This window comes from Chryseobacterium sp. CH21 (assembly GCF_004119445.1).
Lineage (GTDB): Bacteria > Bacteroidota > Bacteroidia > Flavobacteriales > Weeksellaceae > Chryseobacterium.
Map to the genome: position 1 here is coordinate 34,579 of NZ_QICI01000023.1, position 19,638 is coordinate 54,216.

Annotated in this window: 17 protein-coding genes; 13 read left to right on the plus strand and 4 right to left on the minus strand. The window is 35.4% G+C overall.

Annotated features, from left to right (window positions below):
* Position 1: 1 nt before the first annotated feature.
* Complete coding sequence (locus BOQ62_RS03955; RefSeq protein WP_129037304.1) at positions 2-1,756, plus strand: hypothetical protein; 1,755 nt, start codon at positions 2-4, stop codon at positions 1,754-1,756.
* 297 nt (positions 1,757-2,053) lie between these two features.
* Here BOQ62_RS03955 and cobC read toward each other — a convergent pair whose 3' ends face one another.
* The gene (gene cobC, locus BOQ62_RS03960) at positions 2,054-2,608 is read right to left on the minus strand and encodes an alpha-ribazole phosphatase family protein (protein WP_129037306.1); all 555 of its coding nucleotides are present in this window, start codon (positions 2,606-2,608) and stop codon (positions 2,054-2,056) included.
* The gene (locus BOQ62_RS03965) at positions 2,593-3,375 is read right to left on the minus strand and encodes an adenosylcobinamide-GDP ribazoletransferase (RefSeq protein WP_129037308.1); all 783 of its coding nucleotides are present in this window, start codon (positions 3,373-3,375) and stop codon (positions 2,593-2,595) included. The genes cobC and BOQ62_RS03965 overlap by 16 nt, the downstream gene beginning before the upstream one ends.
* Positions 3,376-3,554: 179 nt before the next feature.
* Here BOQ62_RS03965 and BOQ62_RS03970 point away from each other — a divergent pair, with 179 nt between their 5' ends.
* Positions 3,555-4,547, plus strand: a complete 993-nt coding sequence (locus tag BOQ62_RS03970; protein ID WP_129037310.1) for a hypothetical protein — start codon at positions 3,555-3,557, stop codon at positions 4,545-4,547.
* A 55-nt stretch (positions 4,548-4,602) separates the two neighbouring features.
* Here BOQ62_RS03970 and cobT read toward each other — a convergent pair whose 3' ends face one another.
* Complete coding sequence (cobT, locus tag BOQ62_RS03975; protein WP_129037312.1) at positions 4,603-5,607, minus strand: nicotinate-nucleotide--dimethylbenzimidazole phosphoribosyltransferase; 1,005 nt, start codon at positions 5,605-5,607, stop codon at positions 4,603-4,605.
* Positions 5,608-5,937: 330 nt separating this feature from the next.
* On the opposite strand from cobT, the gene BOQ62_RS03980 reads away from it, so the two are divergent.
* From BOQ62_RS03980 to BOQ62_RS04000, 5 genes are all read left to right on the plus strand, one after another.
* Positions 5,938-6,690: a DNA polymerase beta superfamily protein gene (locus BOQ62_RS03980; RefSeq protein WP_129037314.1), complete on the plus strand. Its 753-nt coding sequence runs from the start codon at positions 5,938-5,940 to the stop codon at positions 6,688-6,690.
* Between the two features lie 85 nt (positions 6,691-6,775).
* Positions 6,776-8,317, plus strand: a complete 1,542-nt coding sequence (locus tag BOQ62_RS03985) for an ATP-binding protein (RefSeq protein ID WP_129037316.1) — start codon at positions 6,776-6,778, stop codon at positions 8,315-8,317.
* Positions 8,290-8,622 (plus strand): hypothetical protein, encoded by a 333-nt coding sequence (locus tag BOQ62_RS03990; RefSeq protein WP_129037318.1) that lies wholly within the window; start codon positions 8,290-8,292, stop codon positions 8,620-8,622. Before BOQ62_RS03985 ends, BOQ62_RS03990 begins: the two co-directional genes overlap by 28 nt.
* Positions 8,623-8,794: 172 nt before the next feature.
* Positions 8,795-9,691: an HNH endonuclease gene (locus BOQ62_RS03995; RefSeq protein WP_129037319.1), complete on the plus strand. Its 897-nt coding sequence runs from the start codon at positions 8,795-8,797 to the stop codon at positions 9,689-9,691.
* 1 nt (position 9,692) lies between these two features.
* Positions 9,693-10,784 carry a DNA polymerase beta superfamily protein gene (locus tag BOQ62_RS04000; protein ID WP_129037321.1) on the plus strand — a complete coding sequence of 364 codons (1,092 nt, stop codon included), beginning with the start codon at positions 9,693-9,695 and terminating at the stop codon, positions 10,782-10,784.
* 160 nt (positions 10,785-10,944) lie between these two features.
* Here the strand turns inward: BOQ62_RS04000 and BOQ62_RS04005 are convergent, their stop codons facing one another.
* The gene (locus BOQ62_RS04005) at positions 10,945-11,286 is read right to left on the minus strand and encodes a TfoX/Sxy family protein (RefSeq protein ID WP_129037323.1); all 342 of its coding nucleotides are present in this window, start codon (positions 11,284-11,286) and stop codon (positions 10,945-10,947) included.
* A gap of 340 nt (positions 11,287-11,626) precedes the next feature.
* On the opposite strand from BOQ62_RS04005, the gene BOQ62_RS04010 reads away from it, so the two are divergent.
* From BOQ62_RS04010 to BOQ62_RS04035, 6 genes are all read left to right on the plus strand, one after another.
* Positions 11,627-12,142 carry a DUF2975 domain-containing protein gene (locus BOQ62_RS04010; protein ID WP_129037325.1) on the plus strand — a complete coding sequence of 172 codons (516 nt, stop codon included), beginning with the start codon at positions 11,627-11,629 and terminating at the stop codon, positions 12,140-12,142.
* 1 nt (position 12,143) lies between these two features.
* A complete protein-coding gene (locus tag BOQ62_RS04015) occupies positions 12,144-12,347 on the plus strand; it encodes a helix-turn-helix domain-containing protein (RefSeq protein WP_002980904.1) in 204 nt (67 codons plus the stop codon).
* 199 nt (positions 12,348-12,546) lie between these two features.
* Complete coding sequence (locus BOQ62_RS04020) at positions 12,547-13,419, plus strand: ABC transporter ATP-binding protein (RefSeq protein WP_129037327.1); 873 nt, start codon at positions 12,547-12,549, stop codon at positions 13,417-13,419.
* A gap of 2 nt (positions 13,420-13,421) precedes the next feature.
* Positions 13,422-16,664: an ABC transporter permease/M1 family aminopeptidase gene (locus BOQ62_RS04025; RefSeq protein ID WP_129037329.1), complete on the plus strand. Its 3,243-nt coding sequence runs from the start codon at positions 13,422-13,424 to the stop codon at positions 16,662-16,664.
* Between the two features lie 101 nt (positions 16,665-16,765).
* Positions 16,766-17,206 carry a MarR family winged helix-turn-helix transcriptional regulator gene (locus BOQ62_RS04030; protein WP_129037331.1) on the plus strand — a complete coding sequence of 147 codons (441 nt, stop codon included), beginning with the start codon at positions 16,766-16,768 and terminating at the stop codon, positions 17,204-17,206.
* 6 nt (positions 17,207-17,212) lie between these two features.
* On the plus strand, positions 17,213-19,633 hold the full coding sequence (locus BOQ62_RS04035) for a TonB-dependent receptor (RefSeq protein WP_129037333.1): 2,421 nt from the start codon (positions 17,213-17,215) through the stop codon (positions 19,631-19,633).
* The last annotated feature ends 5 nt before the right edge of the window (positions 19,634-19,638 follow it).

Below are 19,638 nucleotides of genomic sequence, written 5' to 3' on the forward strand. Positions count from 1 at the left end.
AATGAAAACACTACAATTATTCAATGCAGTACTGGCCAGAAAATCTGATGAAAAGCCATTTATTTCTAATGATGGGTTCATCATTGAACCAGATGCTTTATGGGCAAAAAATGAAATCATCTCTTTTTATACAAAGGAAAAACTGAATGGAAATGATTTGAATAAGACCTTTCATAAATCCTGGGAGAAAATAAAGAATACTTCCAGAATTGATTTATTTTTTGAACAGATCACTCATTATATTTCAACGTATGGAAGTGATTTCCAAAGTGAAATCTACATTCCCAATGAAATCTTGAATGTTCCTGATATAAAGCTGGTTTTTAAAGTTATCAAAGCCTACTCTGTGGAAGAAATGCAGGAAAAATGTCTTTCTTTGTTAAGATCAGGTATTGCTTTAAAAGAAGAAACTATTGATGATTTGCTTTCTATTTTACATACGGAGCTGGAATATGATTTTACCGGAAAAGAAAACATCAGAAATAAAGAAGCGGTTATAAAAATAGCTGATCTTTATGATATTTATCCTGAAAATCCGGTTGAGTTTTTCCGTTATGTTATTTATAAAACCACTAACACAACGCTTTTAATTAAAAATGATGATTTGATTGATTTGATCAAGCAAAGTAACTTCAATCCAACCTATCTGTTTGAAAGCTTTGGAGTGGAAAAAATGGCGGAAATTTTTAACAGATTTAAGCCGTTATTCCTTGCTTATAAAAACAGAGCACCAAAAGCGATCAATAAAATATCAAAGTTATCTAAGACTCATCATAAGCCATTGATATCAAATCCTTTGAATGATGCTACCAACACATTACTGGAAAACAGCGATTGGCATTGGCTGGAAAATGTGACACCGTTTGCGTTATTCAAAGCATTGTCAGCGTGTTACTCAAGAATGTACGGTCAGGATACTTTCGTTTACAGAGTCCGAAACGGAAAATCATGGACTAAGAAAGGTAAGGAAACTTACGTGAATCAGTTCAATTATGATTTCATTCTGGACTTTTTGAAACTGAAATATGAAAACCTTTCCGGAAAGAAGTTCTATTTCCCAGAGAATGTAGAATTTGCGTTACCAACTTCCGAAAAGATGTTTGTTGGAAATATTCCTACCGGAACGCGTTTTTATGGTGATAGACTGGCTGTAGGTATTTATTGGGAAGACCAATGGGGTGCGAATGACCTTGACCTTTCAGGATTGAATATCGCTGGAAAAATTGGTTGGAATGCCGCTTATAATCATGGTAACGGACAGTTGATGTACTCAGGAGATATGACGTCTGCTCCCAACGGTGCTGTGGAATATCTTTATGCCAATAAAGGTCTTTGTGAACCAACACTTGTCATGAATAACGTTTTCAGTGGAGATGCAAACTGTGGATATAAAATTGTGATCGGAAAAGGAGACGATATTTCCTATGATTATATGATGAATCCTAATCATCTCTTTGCTGAGGCCAGATGTAATTCTGTTCAGAAGCAAATGATTCTCGGAATGCTGGTAACAAAGAACGAAAAGCAATGTTTCGTACTGTTGAATTTCGGAGCAGGACATTCACATGTTTCAGGAAATAGCCAGGTTTCCATGATGGCCACCACGGCATTGTATCAGCAATGGTATGAAGCCATGCCTTTCAATGAGCTTATCAAAGAACTTGGAGGTGAGATTACCACAGAAAAAGCGGAAGCTGATTTTGATTTCTCACTGGAAAGCCTGGAGAAAGATAGTTTTATCAGAATTTTTAAATAAATTCCATGACGTCATCTGATGGTATCGGGTGGCGTTTTTTGTGATGACTGGGTTAGGGAAACGTTGAGAACCACCCCGTCAAAAATTCTTTGAATTTTTGCCACCCCTCCGAGGGAGGGGAATTTTCACGTCTTCAGTTGGGATATTGATCAGGATTGTACTGTTTCTGGCTGTGTGTTTTACAGCATCGTGGCTGGATTCCTACGGAATGACAAACTGTGTGGATAGAACATCATTCCAATTGTGTCATTTCGTAGGAATCTAAACAATTCATATCAGTATAGAACTTTCCCAATATTATACATTCATCTTTTTAACACAAAGTATTCCTTCATTCACATTAATAATCACTTTTTTACCATAATCAATCTGAATACTGAACATATTCTCCAATGGAAACTGAAGTACAGCCTGAAGAATCAGACGAATGACTCCTGCGTGAGTGATAATGAGTACTTTTTCTCCCTTATCTTTTTGAATCAATTCATTCCAAAAGCTGAGAACCCGGGTTTGCATTTCTAGAAGACTTTCACCGCCTGAAGCTTTTACACTTACAAAATCCTGATACCAAGGATTGATTTCTTCTTCAGGAATATCTGTCCATTTTTTCAGTTCCCAGTTCCCGAAATTCATCTCACGAAGTCTTCCATCTGTCTGATAATCAAATGTAAAATATTCGGCTAAACGATAACAGCGTTGAGAAGGACTTGAAATAATTATATCATAATCCTGATCGAGATCCATCGTTTTAAAATCTTCAATATAATCTTTTTGTAAAGGCATTTCAGCAAAACCATAACACAGGCTTTCAGGATTTTCTATAGCGGTATGACGGATTACATGAATTTCCATACGATGATTGTTCCTAAATAAAATAAGACTTCACAAACCTGTTGTACGGCACCAAGACAATCGCCTGTATAACCCCCAATATGTTTTTTAAAATACCAGCCCATATACATCTTTCCCACATACGCGAGCGCAAAAGCAAAAATCAAATGCCAGTCCTGAATAAGGGCAAATGCAATTAAAACACTGATGAATCCTACCAGCAAAGCCATCTTATCCAACGGTTTATTCGCTAAAGGTTTTGATTTACTGACATCAATATCAGTTACATACTGATGAGTGTAAATCATCGTTCCCGCAATAAAACGGCTTATCGTATGTCCTAAAATGACAATGAGTAAAACTCCCACCGGATTACTCATTCCAAGGGCGTGAATACTATAAAATTTTAAAGCAAAAAGCAAAATGATCCCTATCGTACCATACGCTCCTACCCGGCTGTCTTTCATAATTGTCAGGATTTTTTCTTTTCCATATCCGCCCCCGAAACTGTCGCACATATCTGTAAAGCCATCTTCATGAAAAGCTCCAGTCAGCAAAACATTGGAAATCATCATGAGAACAATTCCGATTTCAAGATTAAAAAGCAGTGTAGAAAGATAAAGAACCAAAGCGTTGATAAACCCTACGATCAAGCCTACCCAGGCAAAATATTTCTGAGATTTATTCATAATCTCACCAGAGTACGGAATGGTAAACGGAACCGGAATTCTTGTGAAAAACATAAGTGCCGTAGCAAAGTAAATCAATTCATTTTTGAGGTCTTTCATCTGTTCTTTTTTAATATAAAAACTGGATTAATCAATTTCCGTAAAATTAGGAAAGCTTTCAACAATGGTAAAGAGATCGATTAAAAAAATAAGAAACATGAATCTTATCACCTTCGATTTATCCTTTACATTCGGTAGTATTTATACTTTTGTACCGTAATAACCACGAAAAAAATCAAATGAAAAAGTCTTATTTCATTGCATTATGCGCTATGTCCCTGGCTAGCTGTTCAGCTCCGGGTGATGAACTGGAAAGTTTAAATGAGTCACAAACTCTTAACGGATCTGCTCCTAACCAATTAGCAAAAGGAGGTTTCAGAGATAATCCGGACACCCCCACTCCTCCTCCGGCAGGAATCTGGTCAAAATCTTTTTACTTAACCAATCCTATTTACGGATTTTACAGTGATCTGACCAAAAAATATCTGTATAATACTTCTCCTTTACCCTCCGAACTTCCTAAATCCTATCCTGGATTAAGCTATTACTTTCAGGAAAGATTATTAGGTTCCGCAGATGGACCGGGTCCGGTCATTACAAGATGGTTTCATACAGGAAGTAATGATCTGGTATTAACAACTAATCCTAATGAGTTAGTGGGACAAAGTTACTGGGAGAAAAGAGATCTTGGTACCAGCTACAATGGTGATGAGCCAGGAAGTTTTCCGATTTACAGGTATTTTAATTCTGATAAAAAAACTCACTTCTACACCAGAGATAAGAATGAATTGGGAGATGGAAAAAATGGATTTGTTTATGAAGGTATTGCTTTCTACTTAAAAGATTCTGAACCTAAAGCATACCGTGTTCGTGACGGGCAGTTTTTCCAGGATAATGCTACAGGAAATTTATATATTGTGTTTGAAAGTACATTGAGACGTATCGAATCCTTTGCAGTGATCAATAATCTGTTTGCTGTACAGGGTAAAGCCTATTTGGTATTTAAAGTAAATATAGAAGATTATACAGGAGAAAGAGGACCTGATATCACTGCAGGAACCCAACTGGTACGAAACACCAATACCGGAAAACTATATTTGGTAGATGATGGTTTATACAGATATATTTCTACCATGTTTGTATTTAATGCATACAAATTCAATGAAGGTGCTATTCAAAATAAACCTGTAAGAATGATGTTTACAGGTAAAGATATTGCACATACTTACTAATTGTCATTAATTTAAGATAAAAGGGGCTTCATTGCCCCTTTATTATTTTCTAAAACTAAGATTTATTGGAAATATGAGCATCTTCAAAGCTTGACATTTCATTCAGGAAATTAACTGCACTTTGAATAATCGGGTATGCCAAAGCACAACCTGTTCCTTCTCCCAGACGCAGATTAAGATTTAAAATAGCCTGCTCTCTCATCAATCCCAACAGCTGAGGATGGGCATTTTCATTGCTTACATGACAGAAGATACAGTTATTCAACACTTCAGGATTCTTTTTCCAGACGGTGGCTACCGCTACAGTGGCGATAAATCCATCTACCATAATCAGCATATTTTGGTGATAAGCTTCTTCTATTGCTCCGATCATTTGAGCTATTTCTAATCCGCCAAAGGTTTGAGCAATTTCATCCTCGGTCATTTCAACCGGATATTTTTCAATAGCTTCTTTTAAAATACTGATCTTATTGTCCAACTGATGATCATTCAATCCTGTTCCACGTCCGATACAGTTGGTAACAGGAATATCAAAAAGCTTACTCATCATCAAAGAAGAAGCAGAAGTATTCCCGATTCCCATTTCACCAAAACCGATAATATTACAGCCTTTTCCTGCAATCTCAGTAACTACGGATTTTCCGTTTTTAAGTGCCTGCTGATATTCTTCAGGAGTCATAGCAGGTTCTTCCAGAATATTACGACTGGATTTTCTAACCTTTTTATCCACCAGATCCAATCCTTCCGGAAAATCAAAATTCACTCCGGCATCCACAATCTTGATTTTAATATCATTTTGCCTGCAAAAAACATTGATAGCGGCACCTCCACCAAGGAAATTCATTACCATCTGATAGGTTACTTCCTGTGGATAGGCGCTTACGCCTGCTGTAGCAATCCCATGATCGGCTGCAAAAACCACCATATGAGGATTCAATAGCTTCGGTGAAGTGGTTTTCTGAACCATTCCGATTTTGTGGGCAATATGTTCAAGGTGTCCTAATGCCCCTAAAGGTTTTGTTTTAAAATCAATTTTATGCTGTAATTCTGATGATAACATGGATGTTTATAGTTATGTTAAATGGAAAAATGCAATATTAGTAAAACGGTGGATATTTTGCAGTGTTTGTTTGTAGTTTTTATTAGCTGGAGGCTAGATGCAGGATGCAGGAAGCAAGAAGCTAAAAACTACCCTCTCACAAACTCCCTCATCCTTACAACTCTCCTGCTCTCTTACCCTCCCCCCGAATCCCGAAACTCTCAACTCTCAAACTCTCCCACACTCAAACCCTAAAACCCGTCCCCACGAACCCCGGATCTCGAAACTTAAAAAAGCTACGCAAGTACATTACGTACATACCCCCTTACTTTGCATTATAAATAACAAACAATGACATCAAAAATACTTGAAAAAATAAAAGAAGTTGAAGCTGCAAAAGGGGTAAGAGTCCTTCTGGCAGTAGAATCAGGAAGCAGAGCGTGGGGTTTTGCGTCTCCTGACAGTGATTATGATATACGTTTCATATACCGTCATGACAAAGACTGGTATCTTTCTCCCTGGGATAAAGATGAGACGATAGAATTTATGACAGAAGATGATCTGGACGGCTCCGGCTGGGATCTGCGAAAGACTTTTCATCTTTTACTGAAATCGAATGCGGCTTTGCTGAGCTGGTTCTACTCTCCTATCGTTTATAAAGCGGATGAAAGGTTTGTAGAACTCTTTAAACCCTTGGCTGATGCCTGCTTTTCTCCGGTAGCGGTTTCTTATCATTATTTAAGCATGAGCAAGAAATATCTGGAAGCCTGCAGAAGCGATGAAGTAAAATTAAAAAGTTATTTTTATTGCTTACGAACAACATTAACAGGAAAGTGGATCATAGAAAAAGGAACGGTTCCTCCTGTATTGTTCAGTGATCTACTTGTGTTAACAGATGATACAACCAAACGAAAAATAGAAGATCTCGTTGCCTTAAAAGCTACCAAAGGAGAATCTTATTACCATTCGAATGATTGGGAACTGTTTGAATTTCTTGAGAAAACGATAGCAGATAATGAGGAAAAATCTAAAGGTTTATCAGGAGGAAAGGCGGATAAGGGTGAGATGGAGAGGGTTTTTAGGGAGATATTGGAGAAATGTTAAGGATTACGGGAAACCGTAGTTCATTTTTGAGAAACTATAATGAAATATTAATATATTAGAAAAAACTAAATAATTCTATAAAACGATGAGACTTGTAGCAATATACTTAAAAGACCATTTTTTGTTTTCTGACACAATACTAAACCTTGGAGGAAAATACATTTATGATGTTAAATATAAACAAGATAATAAATATGAAATAACCAAAGTTCCAAATACAAATCATATTGAAAATTTTTGGGGTAATAATATATCATTAGTCTCTGCAATTGTAGGAGAAAATGGATCAGGAAAAACTAGCCTTTTTAAAAACTTAAATAAAACATTTTCTCCCTATGACAGACAGGATAAAATCTCTAATTCTATTTTTATTTTTGAAAATTTATTAGAAGACAGCTATTGTTATTTCTCTGAAAAATTTGAAATTGATGAGGTTGCTAAAATTAAGAAGAATGAAATTGAAACAATTTATTATTCTCCTGTTATTGATTATGATTTAACTGATATTAACTCACAAATAAGCATGATACAACATCATAGCGAATCAATTTCTACATTTTATATTCAAAATATTCAAAGACATTTATTCTTTCTAAAAAACACAGACCTACTTGAAAATTTAAAAACAAAATATGAACACTTTCCCTCTTATGAAAAATTAACGATCAAAGCAAACCAACTCTATAAAGATGATTTTGAAAGGGTTTACATACAAACAACTATAGGAAATAACCTTTACAGAGTTAGAAATGATTTAATGGATAAAGCAAAATATCAACGCTTCTGTTTTGAAAGCGAAAAAGAAGTAGAAGATTTTTTTAATAATAACCAAGGTTTACAAGAAGAATTAACAAGTATTTGGAGTATATATGAAAGCTCAGAAGAATCTTCTCACCTCCTTCACGATGGAAAAGATTTTAAAAAAAATTTAGAAGTAAATATTCTATCATTTTTAGTTATCAATGATACCTTTGCAATGAATAATGATAATGGAGGTTACGATTTTAATAAAATTTTGGAAGCAGAAAACTTTACGGAAAAATTGCATCATTTTTTCAATAAATACATTACTCAAACAAGCAAATCTTTTTATCGAATTTTACTAAAAGGCAAAAATGAACTAAATATTGAAGATTCTGAAATTTTATTAAAAGAATTAACAGATAATAATAGCCTAAAAAATGGAACTTTTCCTGGTGGATTTAAAATCGAGCCTATCAATAGAATAATAAAAAATCATATACTTATTTTCAAAAATATACTAGATTTTTATAGACAGATAAATCAACTTATAGATGAAGAATCTACTACAGAAATTGAAGGTGGGCTTGAAATAGATATTAAGAAGTTAGACTTAGAAGCTTTTAATAAATTTATCAAAACATACGAGTTTCTTAAAGACCAATTAACAGAATCGCTTCCTAATAAAAGTAGAGATATATTAGAAATTAAATCCACAAAAAAATTATCAACAGGAGAAAAAGCTTTATTAGATTTATATTCTTCAATCTACGATTATTTGAAAAGATTTGGAGACCATCAATATAATGAAAATTGTATTTTTTTATTAGATGAAGCTGATTTAGGATTTCATCCAGAATGGAAAAAAAATATATTAATGCTCTGACAACCACTTTACCTATTCTGATAAATTCGGTAAAAGATAAAATTAAAAACATACAAATTATTTTTACAACACATGACCCTTTGACCCTATCAGATATTCCAAATAGAAACGTTGCCTATTTGAAAAAGGAAGAGAATAAAACAGAGGTTTTATCAGAAAATGAAAAACCTACAAAATCTTTTGGTGCTAACATTACAGATTTACTATCTGATAGTTTCTTTATTAAAGATGGTTTAATGGGTGATTTTGCAAAAGAAAAAATTGAAGAGGTTATTAAATATTTAATGGTAATGAAAGTCCAATAACTGAAAATGTTGAAGCAAAAAAAATAATTGGGATTATTGACGAACCAATTCTTAAATACAAATTAGAAGATATGTATTTCGAGAAATTTCCTGAAGAATATAACAAAGAAAAAGAGATTGAGGAATTAATGAAAAAAGCACAAGAGTTAGGATTAAATATTCAAAGATAATCATGTTAAACATAAATCCAACAAAAGAAGCAATTGATTTCCATAATGAAAAAGTTAGTAAGCTATTCAAGGAAACTATTAAAAAGGGATATATATTACGAGAAAAAACTCAAAAAAATCTTGCCTCAGAATTTCTGTACTTTTTAGATAGATATAAAGATGAACTAATAAGTGCTAAGCCGGAAAGATTACTTAAAATAAATAAAGAATTCGAAAAGAAGGGGCTATCCAGTCATCAATTAAAGCTAATAAAAAGTTTTTTTATTCAAACTGGTTATAATAATTTCCCAAATAAAGAATTTTTAAATTTATTAGAAATTGATACCTGTGTATATTGTAATCGAAACTATACATTAGATTTTGATAAACTTAATAATGCACGAGCCGAGCTTGATCATTGGTTCCCAAAAGAAGATTATCCGATTCTTGCATTGAGTTTTTATAATCTAATTCCAAGTTGTCATTCATGTAATCACATTAAACATAATAATGCTCCAGATGGAGGTTGGGACAATGCATTACAAAACATTAACCATCCATATTTAGATGATAAAACTTCTATATTTTCTTTTAGCTATTTTTTTAGTTCTATTAATCAACCAAAGGCAATCATAAAATCAACTAGTGAAAAAGCAAAAAGAACTATTGAATTTAATAAAATCGATAAGATTTATGAAACTCAATCTACTAGAGAGCTCAAAGACTTATTAGATTTACGCTATAAATATTCTCAAAATTATTTAGATAATTTGTTAAACAAAACATTCACAGAAGAATTCTCAATGTCTAAAGAAGAGGCATATAGAATGGTTTTCGGCATAGAAGCTAAAGAAGAAGATTATCATAAAAGACCTTTTTCAAAATTTAAAAAAGATATTCTTGATGAATTATTAAAGTAGTATGACCATCCAAGACCTAAAAAATAAAAACCTTCTCCTCTTCGAAGCCATTTCCGGAAGCCGGGCTTTTGGGTTGGCAACAGAGAATTCTGATACGGATATCCGAGGGGTGTATTATCTGCCGAAGGAAGAATTCTTTGGACTGAATTATATTCCGCAGATTTCCAATGAGACAAATGATCTTACCTATTATGAAATAGGAAGGTTTGTAGAGCTGCTTCAGAAAAATAATCCTAATATTCTGGAAATTCTGGCAAGTCCGGAGGATTTCATTCAATACAAACATCCGTTGATGGATCTGCTGAAAACTGAAGATTTCCTGTCAAAACTGTGCAAAGATACCTTTGCAGGCTATGCTGTTTCACAGATCAAAAAGGCAAAGGGTCTCAACAAAAAGATTTTAAATCCGATTGATAAAGAAAGAAAATCAATACTGGATTTCTGCTTTATCCTTGATGGACAAGGTTCTGTACCGTTGAAAAAATGGCTGCATGAATTTCCTGTATCTGCAGGGCGGAGTGATCTATCACAGGAAAATTGCGGTTTGATAAGCATTGATCATACCAAGGGAATGTATGCCTTATTTTATGATGAATCTGGGACATTGGGATATAAGGGAATTATTCAGAATGAAGAAGCTAATCAGGTTTCCTTATCATCTGTTCCTAAAGATGAGAAACCGGTTGCCTATCTGTACTGCAATCTGGATGCCTATTCTGTGTATTGCAAAGATTACAGGGAATATTGGAAATGGGTTGCTGATCGCAATGAAGACCGCTACAACGTCAATCAGACTCACGGACAGAATTACGACAGCAAGAATATGATGCACACCATCCGACTGCTGCAGTCCTGCGAACAGATTTTTAAAACCAATTCTCTGACGATCCGTGTAGAAAACCGTGATGAACTCTTAGATATTAAAGCAGGAAACCAATCTTATGAAAGCGTCATGCAAAAAGCAGAAACCCTGATACAATCTATAGAAAACCATTATTCCTCTTCCACTCTACCCAACTATCCGGATCTGGAAAAAACAACAAAAATACTGGTTGAAATAAGAAAAAAGCTATACAATAATGATGAGTTATAAATTATGAATGATAAATGATAAGTTATGAATAGTGGGACTGTTAAACTCCAGCACTCCCACTCTCAAACACTCTCCAACCTAAAACCCTCAAACCTCGTCACCCGAATCCCGAAACTCAAAAAACCCCGCACCAAACTCTCAAACTCTCTCACTCTACAACTCATCTCTTCGCCGCCTTCGCCAACGGGTTATACTCAAGACAAATTTTAATCCAATATTCAAAATCATCTGCTTTTTTAAAACCAATGGGTTCTACATAGCAATAGCCATTCAGCTGTTTTCCTTTCATGATCATCGGCAGGAATCCTTCTTTCTCGGAAACCTCTTCTTCCAGTTCGGGATTGTAGCGGCACATCAGATTATCATGACTGATGTTGATGCACATCTTCCCGTTCACCAGAAAAGACAGCCCGCTGAACATTTTCTTTTCTTCAACTTCTATATTTTTTTCTATCGAAAGCCGTTCACGTACCCTGTCGGCAAGTTCTGTACTGTAAGCCATGATTTCAATTTTTTGACCTATTCCTTTTAGTAATAATAGCTTCGCCAAGCTCAGCCTGACACACTTAAAAATTTCGGTTAGTATTCGAGTTGTCACCCTGAGCCTGTCGAAGGGCTATCAATAAGAAAACCTTTGTTAATCATTAAACTCGAGTATTAATAAAAAGGGATAAGTCGGTTAACTTTTTTGTTATTAAAATTAATTAAAAACCATGATTATCACACTATTTCTTTCAGTCTATTGATGGATTTTCATTTCAAAAAAATAAAATTTTATTTAAATTAATTATTGTTTTACGATAATTAATTATACATTTGCAATATCAATTACTATTCGTACCATGAACCAGACCAAAATTATTTCAAGGATTTTATTTTATATCTGTGCCTTACTTTCGGCTGGATACATAATCACGCTTGCCTATTCCATATTCTGTTTGATTACCGGATATGCTGTTACACCTTATAAAGAAGGACAGTTCCTTCACATCAATTTTCCGTTTACAGAACAGCCGTTCCTGAATATCGAAAACAATTACCCTTATATGATATTTTCTTTTATACTTGTTCTTATCACTTATGGAATCTTTTTCTGGTTATCTGCCAGGGTTTTCAAAGTGTTTTTCCAGCAGAAACTGTTTACTCAGGAAAATATCACTCAGCTTAAGAAATTTTACCTGTATAATATTTTTCTTCCACTTCCACTGGTGATGATCGCGAGTTTCTTCGTAGAAGTGGAAAGTATGATATGGGGACTCGTGTTTATTCACTTTATGCTTGGAATTTTCTGTCTGTTTCTTGCGAATATCTTCAAGCAAGGACTACATTTGCAAAACGAACAAGACCTATTTATTTAAAATGCCAATTATAGTCAACTTAGATGTGATGCTTGCCAAACGAAAAATGCAGAGTAAAGAATTGGCAGAAAAACTGGGTATCACACCCGTGAACCTCTCTATCCTTAAAACCGGCAAAGCCAAAGGAGTCCGCTTCGATACCCTTGAAGCCATCTGTAAAATCCTGGAATGCCAGCCGGGAGATATTCTTGAATTTAAAGAGTAGTTGTTGGGTTTAAGAGTGAGAGCATTGGAGAGTTTGAGCGTCTGAGAGTGGGAGTGTAAAAGTTTTTTTCTAACTTCCAGCATCTAGCAACTAGCTTCCAACCTCCATCTTCCAGCACCCAGCAACTAACTTCTAACTTCTAACTTCTAAAATCGCTGCCGAAAGGCCGCCTGTCCTTCTATTCCCCAAACACAACGTTATGAACACATTAACCATCAACAACCTTAGCCTCACGTACAAAAATGGTTTCCAGGCTATTAAAGACATTTCACTTGACATCAACAACGGAATGTTTGGACTGCTTGGTCCGAACGGAGCCGGAAAATCTTCTTTGATGAAAACCATTGTCGGGCTTCAGAAACCGACCTCCGGAACACTGCTTTTCAATGAAGTGGATATCGTCAAAAATCCGGATTATATTAAACAGAATCTAGGGTTTCTTCCACAGGATTTCGGTGTATATCCAAAAGTTTCAGCGCACGATCTATTGGAGCATATAGCCCTATTGAAAGGGATTACCGATAAAAACCAACGTAAAAATCAGATTTTAGGTCTGCTGGAAAAAGTCAACCTTTCCGATTTTGCTAAAAAAGAAGTCCATACTTTTTCGGGTGGAATGAAACAGCGTTTCGGTGTTGCCCAGGCCTTATTGGGAGATCCGAAAATCATCATTGTAGATGAGCCAACGGCAGGGTTGGATCCGGAAGAACGTAACCGATTCAATACCTTGCTCAACGATATCAGCCAGGAAGTGATCGTCATTCTGTCCACCCATCTCGTTGAAGATGTAAGAAATCTATGCTCACAAATGGCGGTGATGAATCATGGACAAATCCTTAGAAAAGGAAATCCGGGAAAACTCATTGCAGAGCTTGACAACAGAATCTGGTCAAAACCTATTCACAAAAATGAACTGGAAAGCTATCATTCCAATTATGAAATCATCAGCAGGCAGCTTTTGGAGAGAGAACTTCACATTACGGTATTTTCTGAAGAATCCCCGAAAGACTTCAGTCCTGTAACACCTTTACTGGAGCACGTTTACTTCCACACACTCACCCAAAAACCTTAATCATGAACACTCTATTTTTATTCGAAGCCAGACGCTCTTCCAAGCACTGGCTCACCTATCTTGTGGCCTTACTTTTAATAGGAATGGGCATATTTTGCGGCAGTCAGTTTAATCTTTCTGTAGGAGAAGGAATTTATTTAAACTCACCATATACCATCGGTTTTATGACCGGAATGCTGAGTCTTGCTGTGATTTTTTTTGCTACTGTTTATGCATTGCAGCTGCTCTTTAAAGATCAGGATTCAAAATTTGACACTATTCTTTTTTCATTTCCTTTTTCAAAATTCACTTATTTAAAAGGAAAATTCTGCACTTATTTTCTACAGACCTTTTTAAGCTTTTCTTTCTTAATGACAGGCTTTCTTACAGGCCAGATGATGCGTACCGGAAGTGAGATGCAGGAAAGTTTTAATATTCTTCATTATATATATCCTTTATTCATCTTCGGTTTTATCAACAGTCTGCTGGTCTGTAGTTTTCTGTTTTTCATTGCAGCTACGGTAAAGAAAAAACTGTTGGTTGTAATAGGTGGATTGCTACTGTATGTTTTTTATATGATTATCCTGTTGTTTTCCAACTCACCATTCATGGCGGGAAGCCTTCCTCAATCATTGGAAACACAGCAATTTTCGGCTTTAATAGATCCTTTTGGATTGTCCGCTTATTTTATGGAAGCTCGTGATCTTACTGCTCATCAGAAAAACAGTCACATGGTTCCTTTCTCTGGTTATCTTTTATTTAATAGAACTTTATTCTTTTTTATATCTGTTGGAATTCTTCTGCTTTCACTCAAATTATTTTCTTTCTCCAATACTTCCGGACGGAAAGTAAAAACAATAGGAAATTTGCTCACATTATCTGAAACGGATGAAGCAGAATATTCCACCGTTGCACCAATATTTAGTGGGTGGAGCTCTTTCCGGTCTGTACTCTCTTTTGCTAAAACGGATCTTACATATCTCTTCAAAAGTGTTGCTGTTCCGGCAGTTTCTATTCTGCTATTGTTTTGTGTAGGAATGGAAATGTATGCCGAAATTGAAAAAGGGATTCGTCTTCCCCAGAAATATGCAGGATCAGGACTTATGGCGACAACCATCTCAGAAAACTTTCATCTGCTCGGACTTCTTATTTCAGCTTATTTTCTGAATGATGTCTATTGGAGAAGCAAAACCTCGGGATTTTCTCTGATTGAAAACAGTACTTATCTATCAAAGAATCGGTTAACCGGACATTTTATTTCCATCTGTTTTCTACTGTTTTTCTTTACTGGTATTTTGATTATTCAGGGGATTATTTTTCAGGCAGCTTATCAGTATTTTCATATAGACTGGAAGGCTTATCTTGGTGTTTTTCTGTTCAATACTTTTCCATTAATTCTGTTCTCCGGATTGATTCTTTTGATAAATGACAGGATTCCCAACAAATTCATTGCCCTTGGAGTTTCGATACTTTCTGTTTTTGTATTGTCGGGGCCGGTTTCAGGGAAATTGATTTCCTATCCTCTTTTCAGAATATTTTCCGATTTTAAGGGAACTTACAGTGATTTCAACGGCTATGGAATCTATGAAAAGGCTTTTGCTCAAAGGCTCCTGTTTGGAGCGGGTATTATCAGTATTCTATGGATCTTCAACAGCATTATAAAAATTAAAAAAGTGCCTGTCATTGCGAGTGGCTTTAGTATTCTTCTGCTGATTTCAGGAATCTTTGCAGGACTAGAGTTTATGAAAGGTTATATTCCTAAAGATAAGGATCAAGCTATTTTAAGTTCCGCAGCATATGAAAAAAACTATCGGAAATATGAAAAGCTTCCACAACCTAATATTTCTGATATTATCACAGAAATTAAACTCTATCCTTCGGAAAATGCTTATCAGATTGTTGGAAAATATACGCTTAAAAATCAAACAGATCAACCTATCCATAAGATTCTCATCAATTTTAATGAGGATTTAAAACTGGAATCTGCTGTCATGACATCAGGTACTGAAACGACAAAAATTCATAAAAACATCACCGAAGTTTCGTTACAAAAGCCTCTTCTGCCGGGCAAAATAGCCTCCCTTGATTTTACACTATCTTATCAATGGTTTGCCGTAAACGGTCACCAGTCTTTCAATGCCGTTATTGAAAACGGATCTTTTATGAGGATCAGCAGATATTATCCAACGATCGGTTATCAAAAGGATTATGAAATTCAGGATGAAAAAGAACGAAACCGTTTCAAGCTTAGAAAACTCACTGAACTAAATAAACCGGAAGCTCCTGAAGTTTCAAAAAGAGATTTTATCAATTTGAATATGATCATCTCCACTGAAAAGGGACAGAGCGCTATAGGAACAGGGGATCTCATCAAAAAATGGTCAGCATCAGGACGTAATTATTTCGAGTATAAAGCAGATCAGATTCCTTTCCGGTTTGCCGTTTCATCAGCAAAATATGAGATAAAAAGTATGAATTACAAAGGAATTGATATCAATATTTTTTATCATCAAAAACACTTTGAAAATGTGAATCACCTTCTTGAAAATGCAAAACTTACGTTAGATTATTGTCAGCAAAATTTTGGAAAATATCCTTTTAAAACCATCAATTTTGCAGAAATTTCCTCTTTCACAAGAGGTTTTGCGGCGACAGCCTATCCATCTGCTGTCTTTATGCCGGAAGACATGGTTTTTCACACCAACATTCAGGCAGACAAAAAGCAGGATGTTATCAATGAGCTTGCAGGACATGAGCTTTCTCATCTCTGGTGGGGAAACAGCCAGATCAATCCTGATGACAGAGAAGGTGCTGTGATGCTTACCGAAACCCTTGCGATGTATACCGAAATGATGCTTTACAAAAAAATGCATGGACAGGATAAAATGATGGAAAGAATCAACGTACATCAGCAGATCTACGATAATGAAAAAGGATTGTCTGAAAATGTCCCGATCTATAAAGCAACCGGAGATGTTCCTCATATCTCGTATTCTAAAGGAGTTGCAGCAATGGTACAATTGAGTAATTTGTTAGGTGAAGAAAGAGTGAACATCGCATTGAAAAATTTTCTCAACAACAGTCAATATCCCAAAAAACCTACCTCTCTGGATCTGATCAATGAGTTTTATAATGTTGCTCCGGATATTTACACCAGAAAACAAATCGACAGATTATTTAAAACCATAGAAAATATAACTTTTACTTCAGGGTATAAAAGTGCTTCTGTAAAGGCAAAACCCAAAGAACCAGCCAACAGTTTTTAATTTTTTATAAATTATTTTTCAGGATTTGTAACAAAGTAAAATGATGACTTACTAATTAATTGATATATCAATAATTGATATATCAATTTAAATTTAAAATTATGGAAAAATTAAATTCAATTATATTCTACAACATAGACAAAGCCATCCGAGCCTACAGAAACTATGCCCAGCGCCAGCTGAAAACCCATGGTTTCACGATCACCATTGATCAGTGGCTCATCATCAAAGCGATTCTGGAAAACCCGGGAATTACCCAGAATGAAATTGGTGATCTTGTTTTTAAGGACAATGCTTCTGTGACCAGAATAATTGATTTAATGGTAAAATCCGAATACATTATCAGAAAAGTTCATCCTGAAGACCGAAGAAAAACCCAATTGGAAGTGACAGATTCCGGGGTTAAAGTGATCAAAGAGGTTCAGAATATTGTAGAAAAGAACCGTAAAATAGCTTTAAAGGGAATCAGCAATGAAGAACTGGAAGTGATGTATTCTGCTTTACTGAAAATTTCAGAAAACTGTCTCAACCCTAAAAAGTAAAACGCTATGACCAGAATATTTTCACTCTTACTTGTCTGGATGCTGATCCTGTTCAACAGTAAGTTAGCAGCCCAACAGAATGCACAGAGTTTGTCTTTGTCAGGAAACATACAATCCGGCAAAACAGAACAAATGGAAATTAATCTCTTTGATGCAGAGCAGAAATTAATCAAAACAGAAGTTGCCGATAGCAATGGTAAGTTTAATTTTAATGATTTAAAAGAAGGAACTTATCAGCTAAAGATTAATAAAAATGGTGCTGAAGTGTATCATTCGGAAAATATTTCACTGACCAAAAGTAAAATCCTCAACCCCATTGACCTGAATGTAAAATCTATTGAAGGAGTAACGATTACAAAAGCCAAGCCTCTTATCGAAAGACAGGACGGAAAAATGATCATGAATGTTGAAAACAGCATTGCCAGCACAGGAAATTCAGCTTTTGAAGTTCTGGAAAAGGCACCGGGAGTGAATATTGATAACAACGATAATATCAGTCTTCGCGGGAAAGGAAACCTTTTAATTCAGATCGATGGTAAAAACACGCCTATGACCGGAGCTGATCTTGCCAATTACCTGAAAGGGATCCCCTCTTCTACCATTGAGAAGATAGAATTCATCACCAACCCTTCTTCAAAATATGATGCAGCTGGATCTGCCATTATTAATATCAAACTTAAAAAGGAGCAGAGAAAAGGAACTAACGGAAGCATTTCTACGTCTTTAGGCACCGGTAAATATGTGAAAAACAACAACAGTTTTAGCATCAATCATAGAAATAAAAAGATCAATATTTTCGGAAATTATAGCTTTGCGTACAGGGAAGCTTACAATGGATTGGTTCTCGACAGAAACTTTTATGAAGACAATAATTTCAAAAAGGCTTATGTACAGGATAATTATCTGAGATTCAAATTCAACAGCCATGTGGCCAAAGCGGGAATGGATTATTACCTGAACGATAAAAATGTACTCGGATTTTCTGTAGGATTGGTTTCCAACAAATTCAATGTGAACGGGGATAATTCCAACGTAACGCTCGGCAGCAACTATCTTCCGGAAAGCTCATTCACCACCGTCAACAGATCGAATGACAAATGGACCAATCTTTCATTCAACTTTAATCATAAATACACGATTGATTCTCTGGGTTCTGATATTTCTACCGATTTTGACTACATCAATTATGCCAATTCATCTTTACAGAGTTTTGATACAAGAACGCATGAAATATCCACTGGAGCAGATAATCTTGACATTATTAAAGGAGATATGGATGGAAACCTGAATATTTATTCTTTAAAATCTGATCTTACGAAAAACTTCAGCAACGACTGGAAACTGGAAAGTGGAGTAAAAACCAGTTTTGTTAAAACAGATAATGACCTGAAGTTCTTCAATGCAACTTCCGGCACTCTCATTCCTGATCTTAATAAAACCAATCATTTTATTTATGAGGAAAACATCAATGCGGTCTACGGAAATGTTTCCAAAAAATGGGAAAAATTCAAAGCTACCGGAGGTTTAAGACTTGAAAACACGAATGTAAAAGGAACTCAGATCACCACCAATCAGATCAATAAAAGAAATTATACTCAACTATTCCCAAGTGCTGTTTTGAGTTATGATCTGACGGAAAAAAGCAACCTTGAAATCAATTTCAGCAGAAGAATTACAAGGCCCAGCTACAACCAGCTGAATCCTTTTAAATTCTATCTTGATCCTACAACTTTGAAAGCCGGAAATCCTGATCTGAACCCGCAAATCACGATGAATTATGAACTGACCTATAGCCTGAGCAATAAGTATTTTGCCACATTAAGCTATAGCAAGACTTCTGACAACATCACAGACATCTTAAAACCTGTCATAGAAAACGGACAGGTAGTAACGGTACAGACGATTGAAAACCTGAGTTCTGCTTCTTATTTCGGTTTAAACCTGATTGCTCCGGTGAAAGTGACCAAATGGTGGGATATGAACAACAGTGCCAATTTTTACTATGGCTCCTACACGGGAAATATTTCCGGCACTCAGATCAATAATAAGGGGAACTTTACATTTAGCATTAACAGCATCAACTCCTTTAAACTGGGAAATGGATTCACAGCCGAACTTACCGGAAATTACAAGGCCAGAGAAGTCTACGCTTACCTGAATATGAGCCCGAACTGGTATCTGAATATAGGAGCGCAAAAGAAATTTAAAAACAACAGTGTTTTAAAGCTGGCATTTACCGATATGTTTTTTACAAGTAATATCAAAGGCCAAACAGTTTATAATGATTATATAGAGAACTTCGCAGTAAAAAGAGATACACGCGTGGCTACAATCTCTTATACTTATAATTTTGGTTCTTCCAAAAACGGACAGCCAAGAAAGACAGGAGGCGCTGAGGATCTGAAACAGAGAATTGGAACGAAATAACGTCA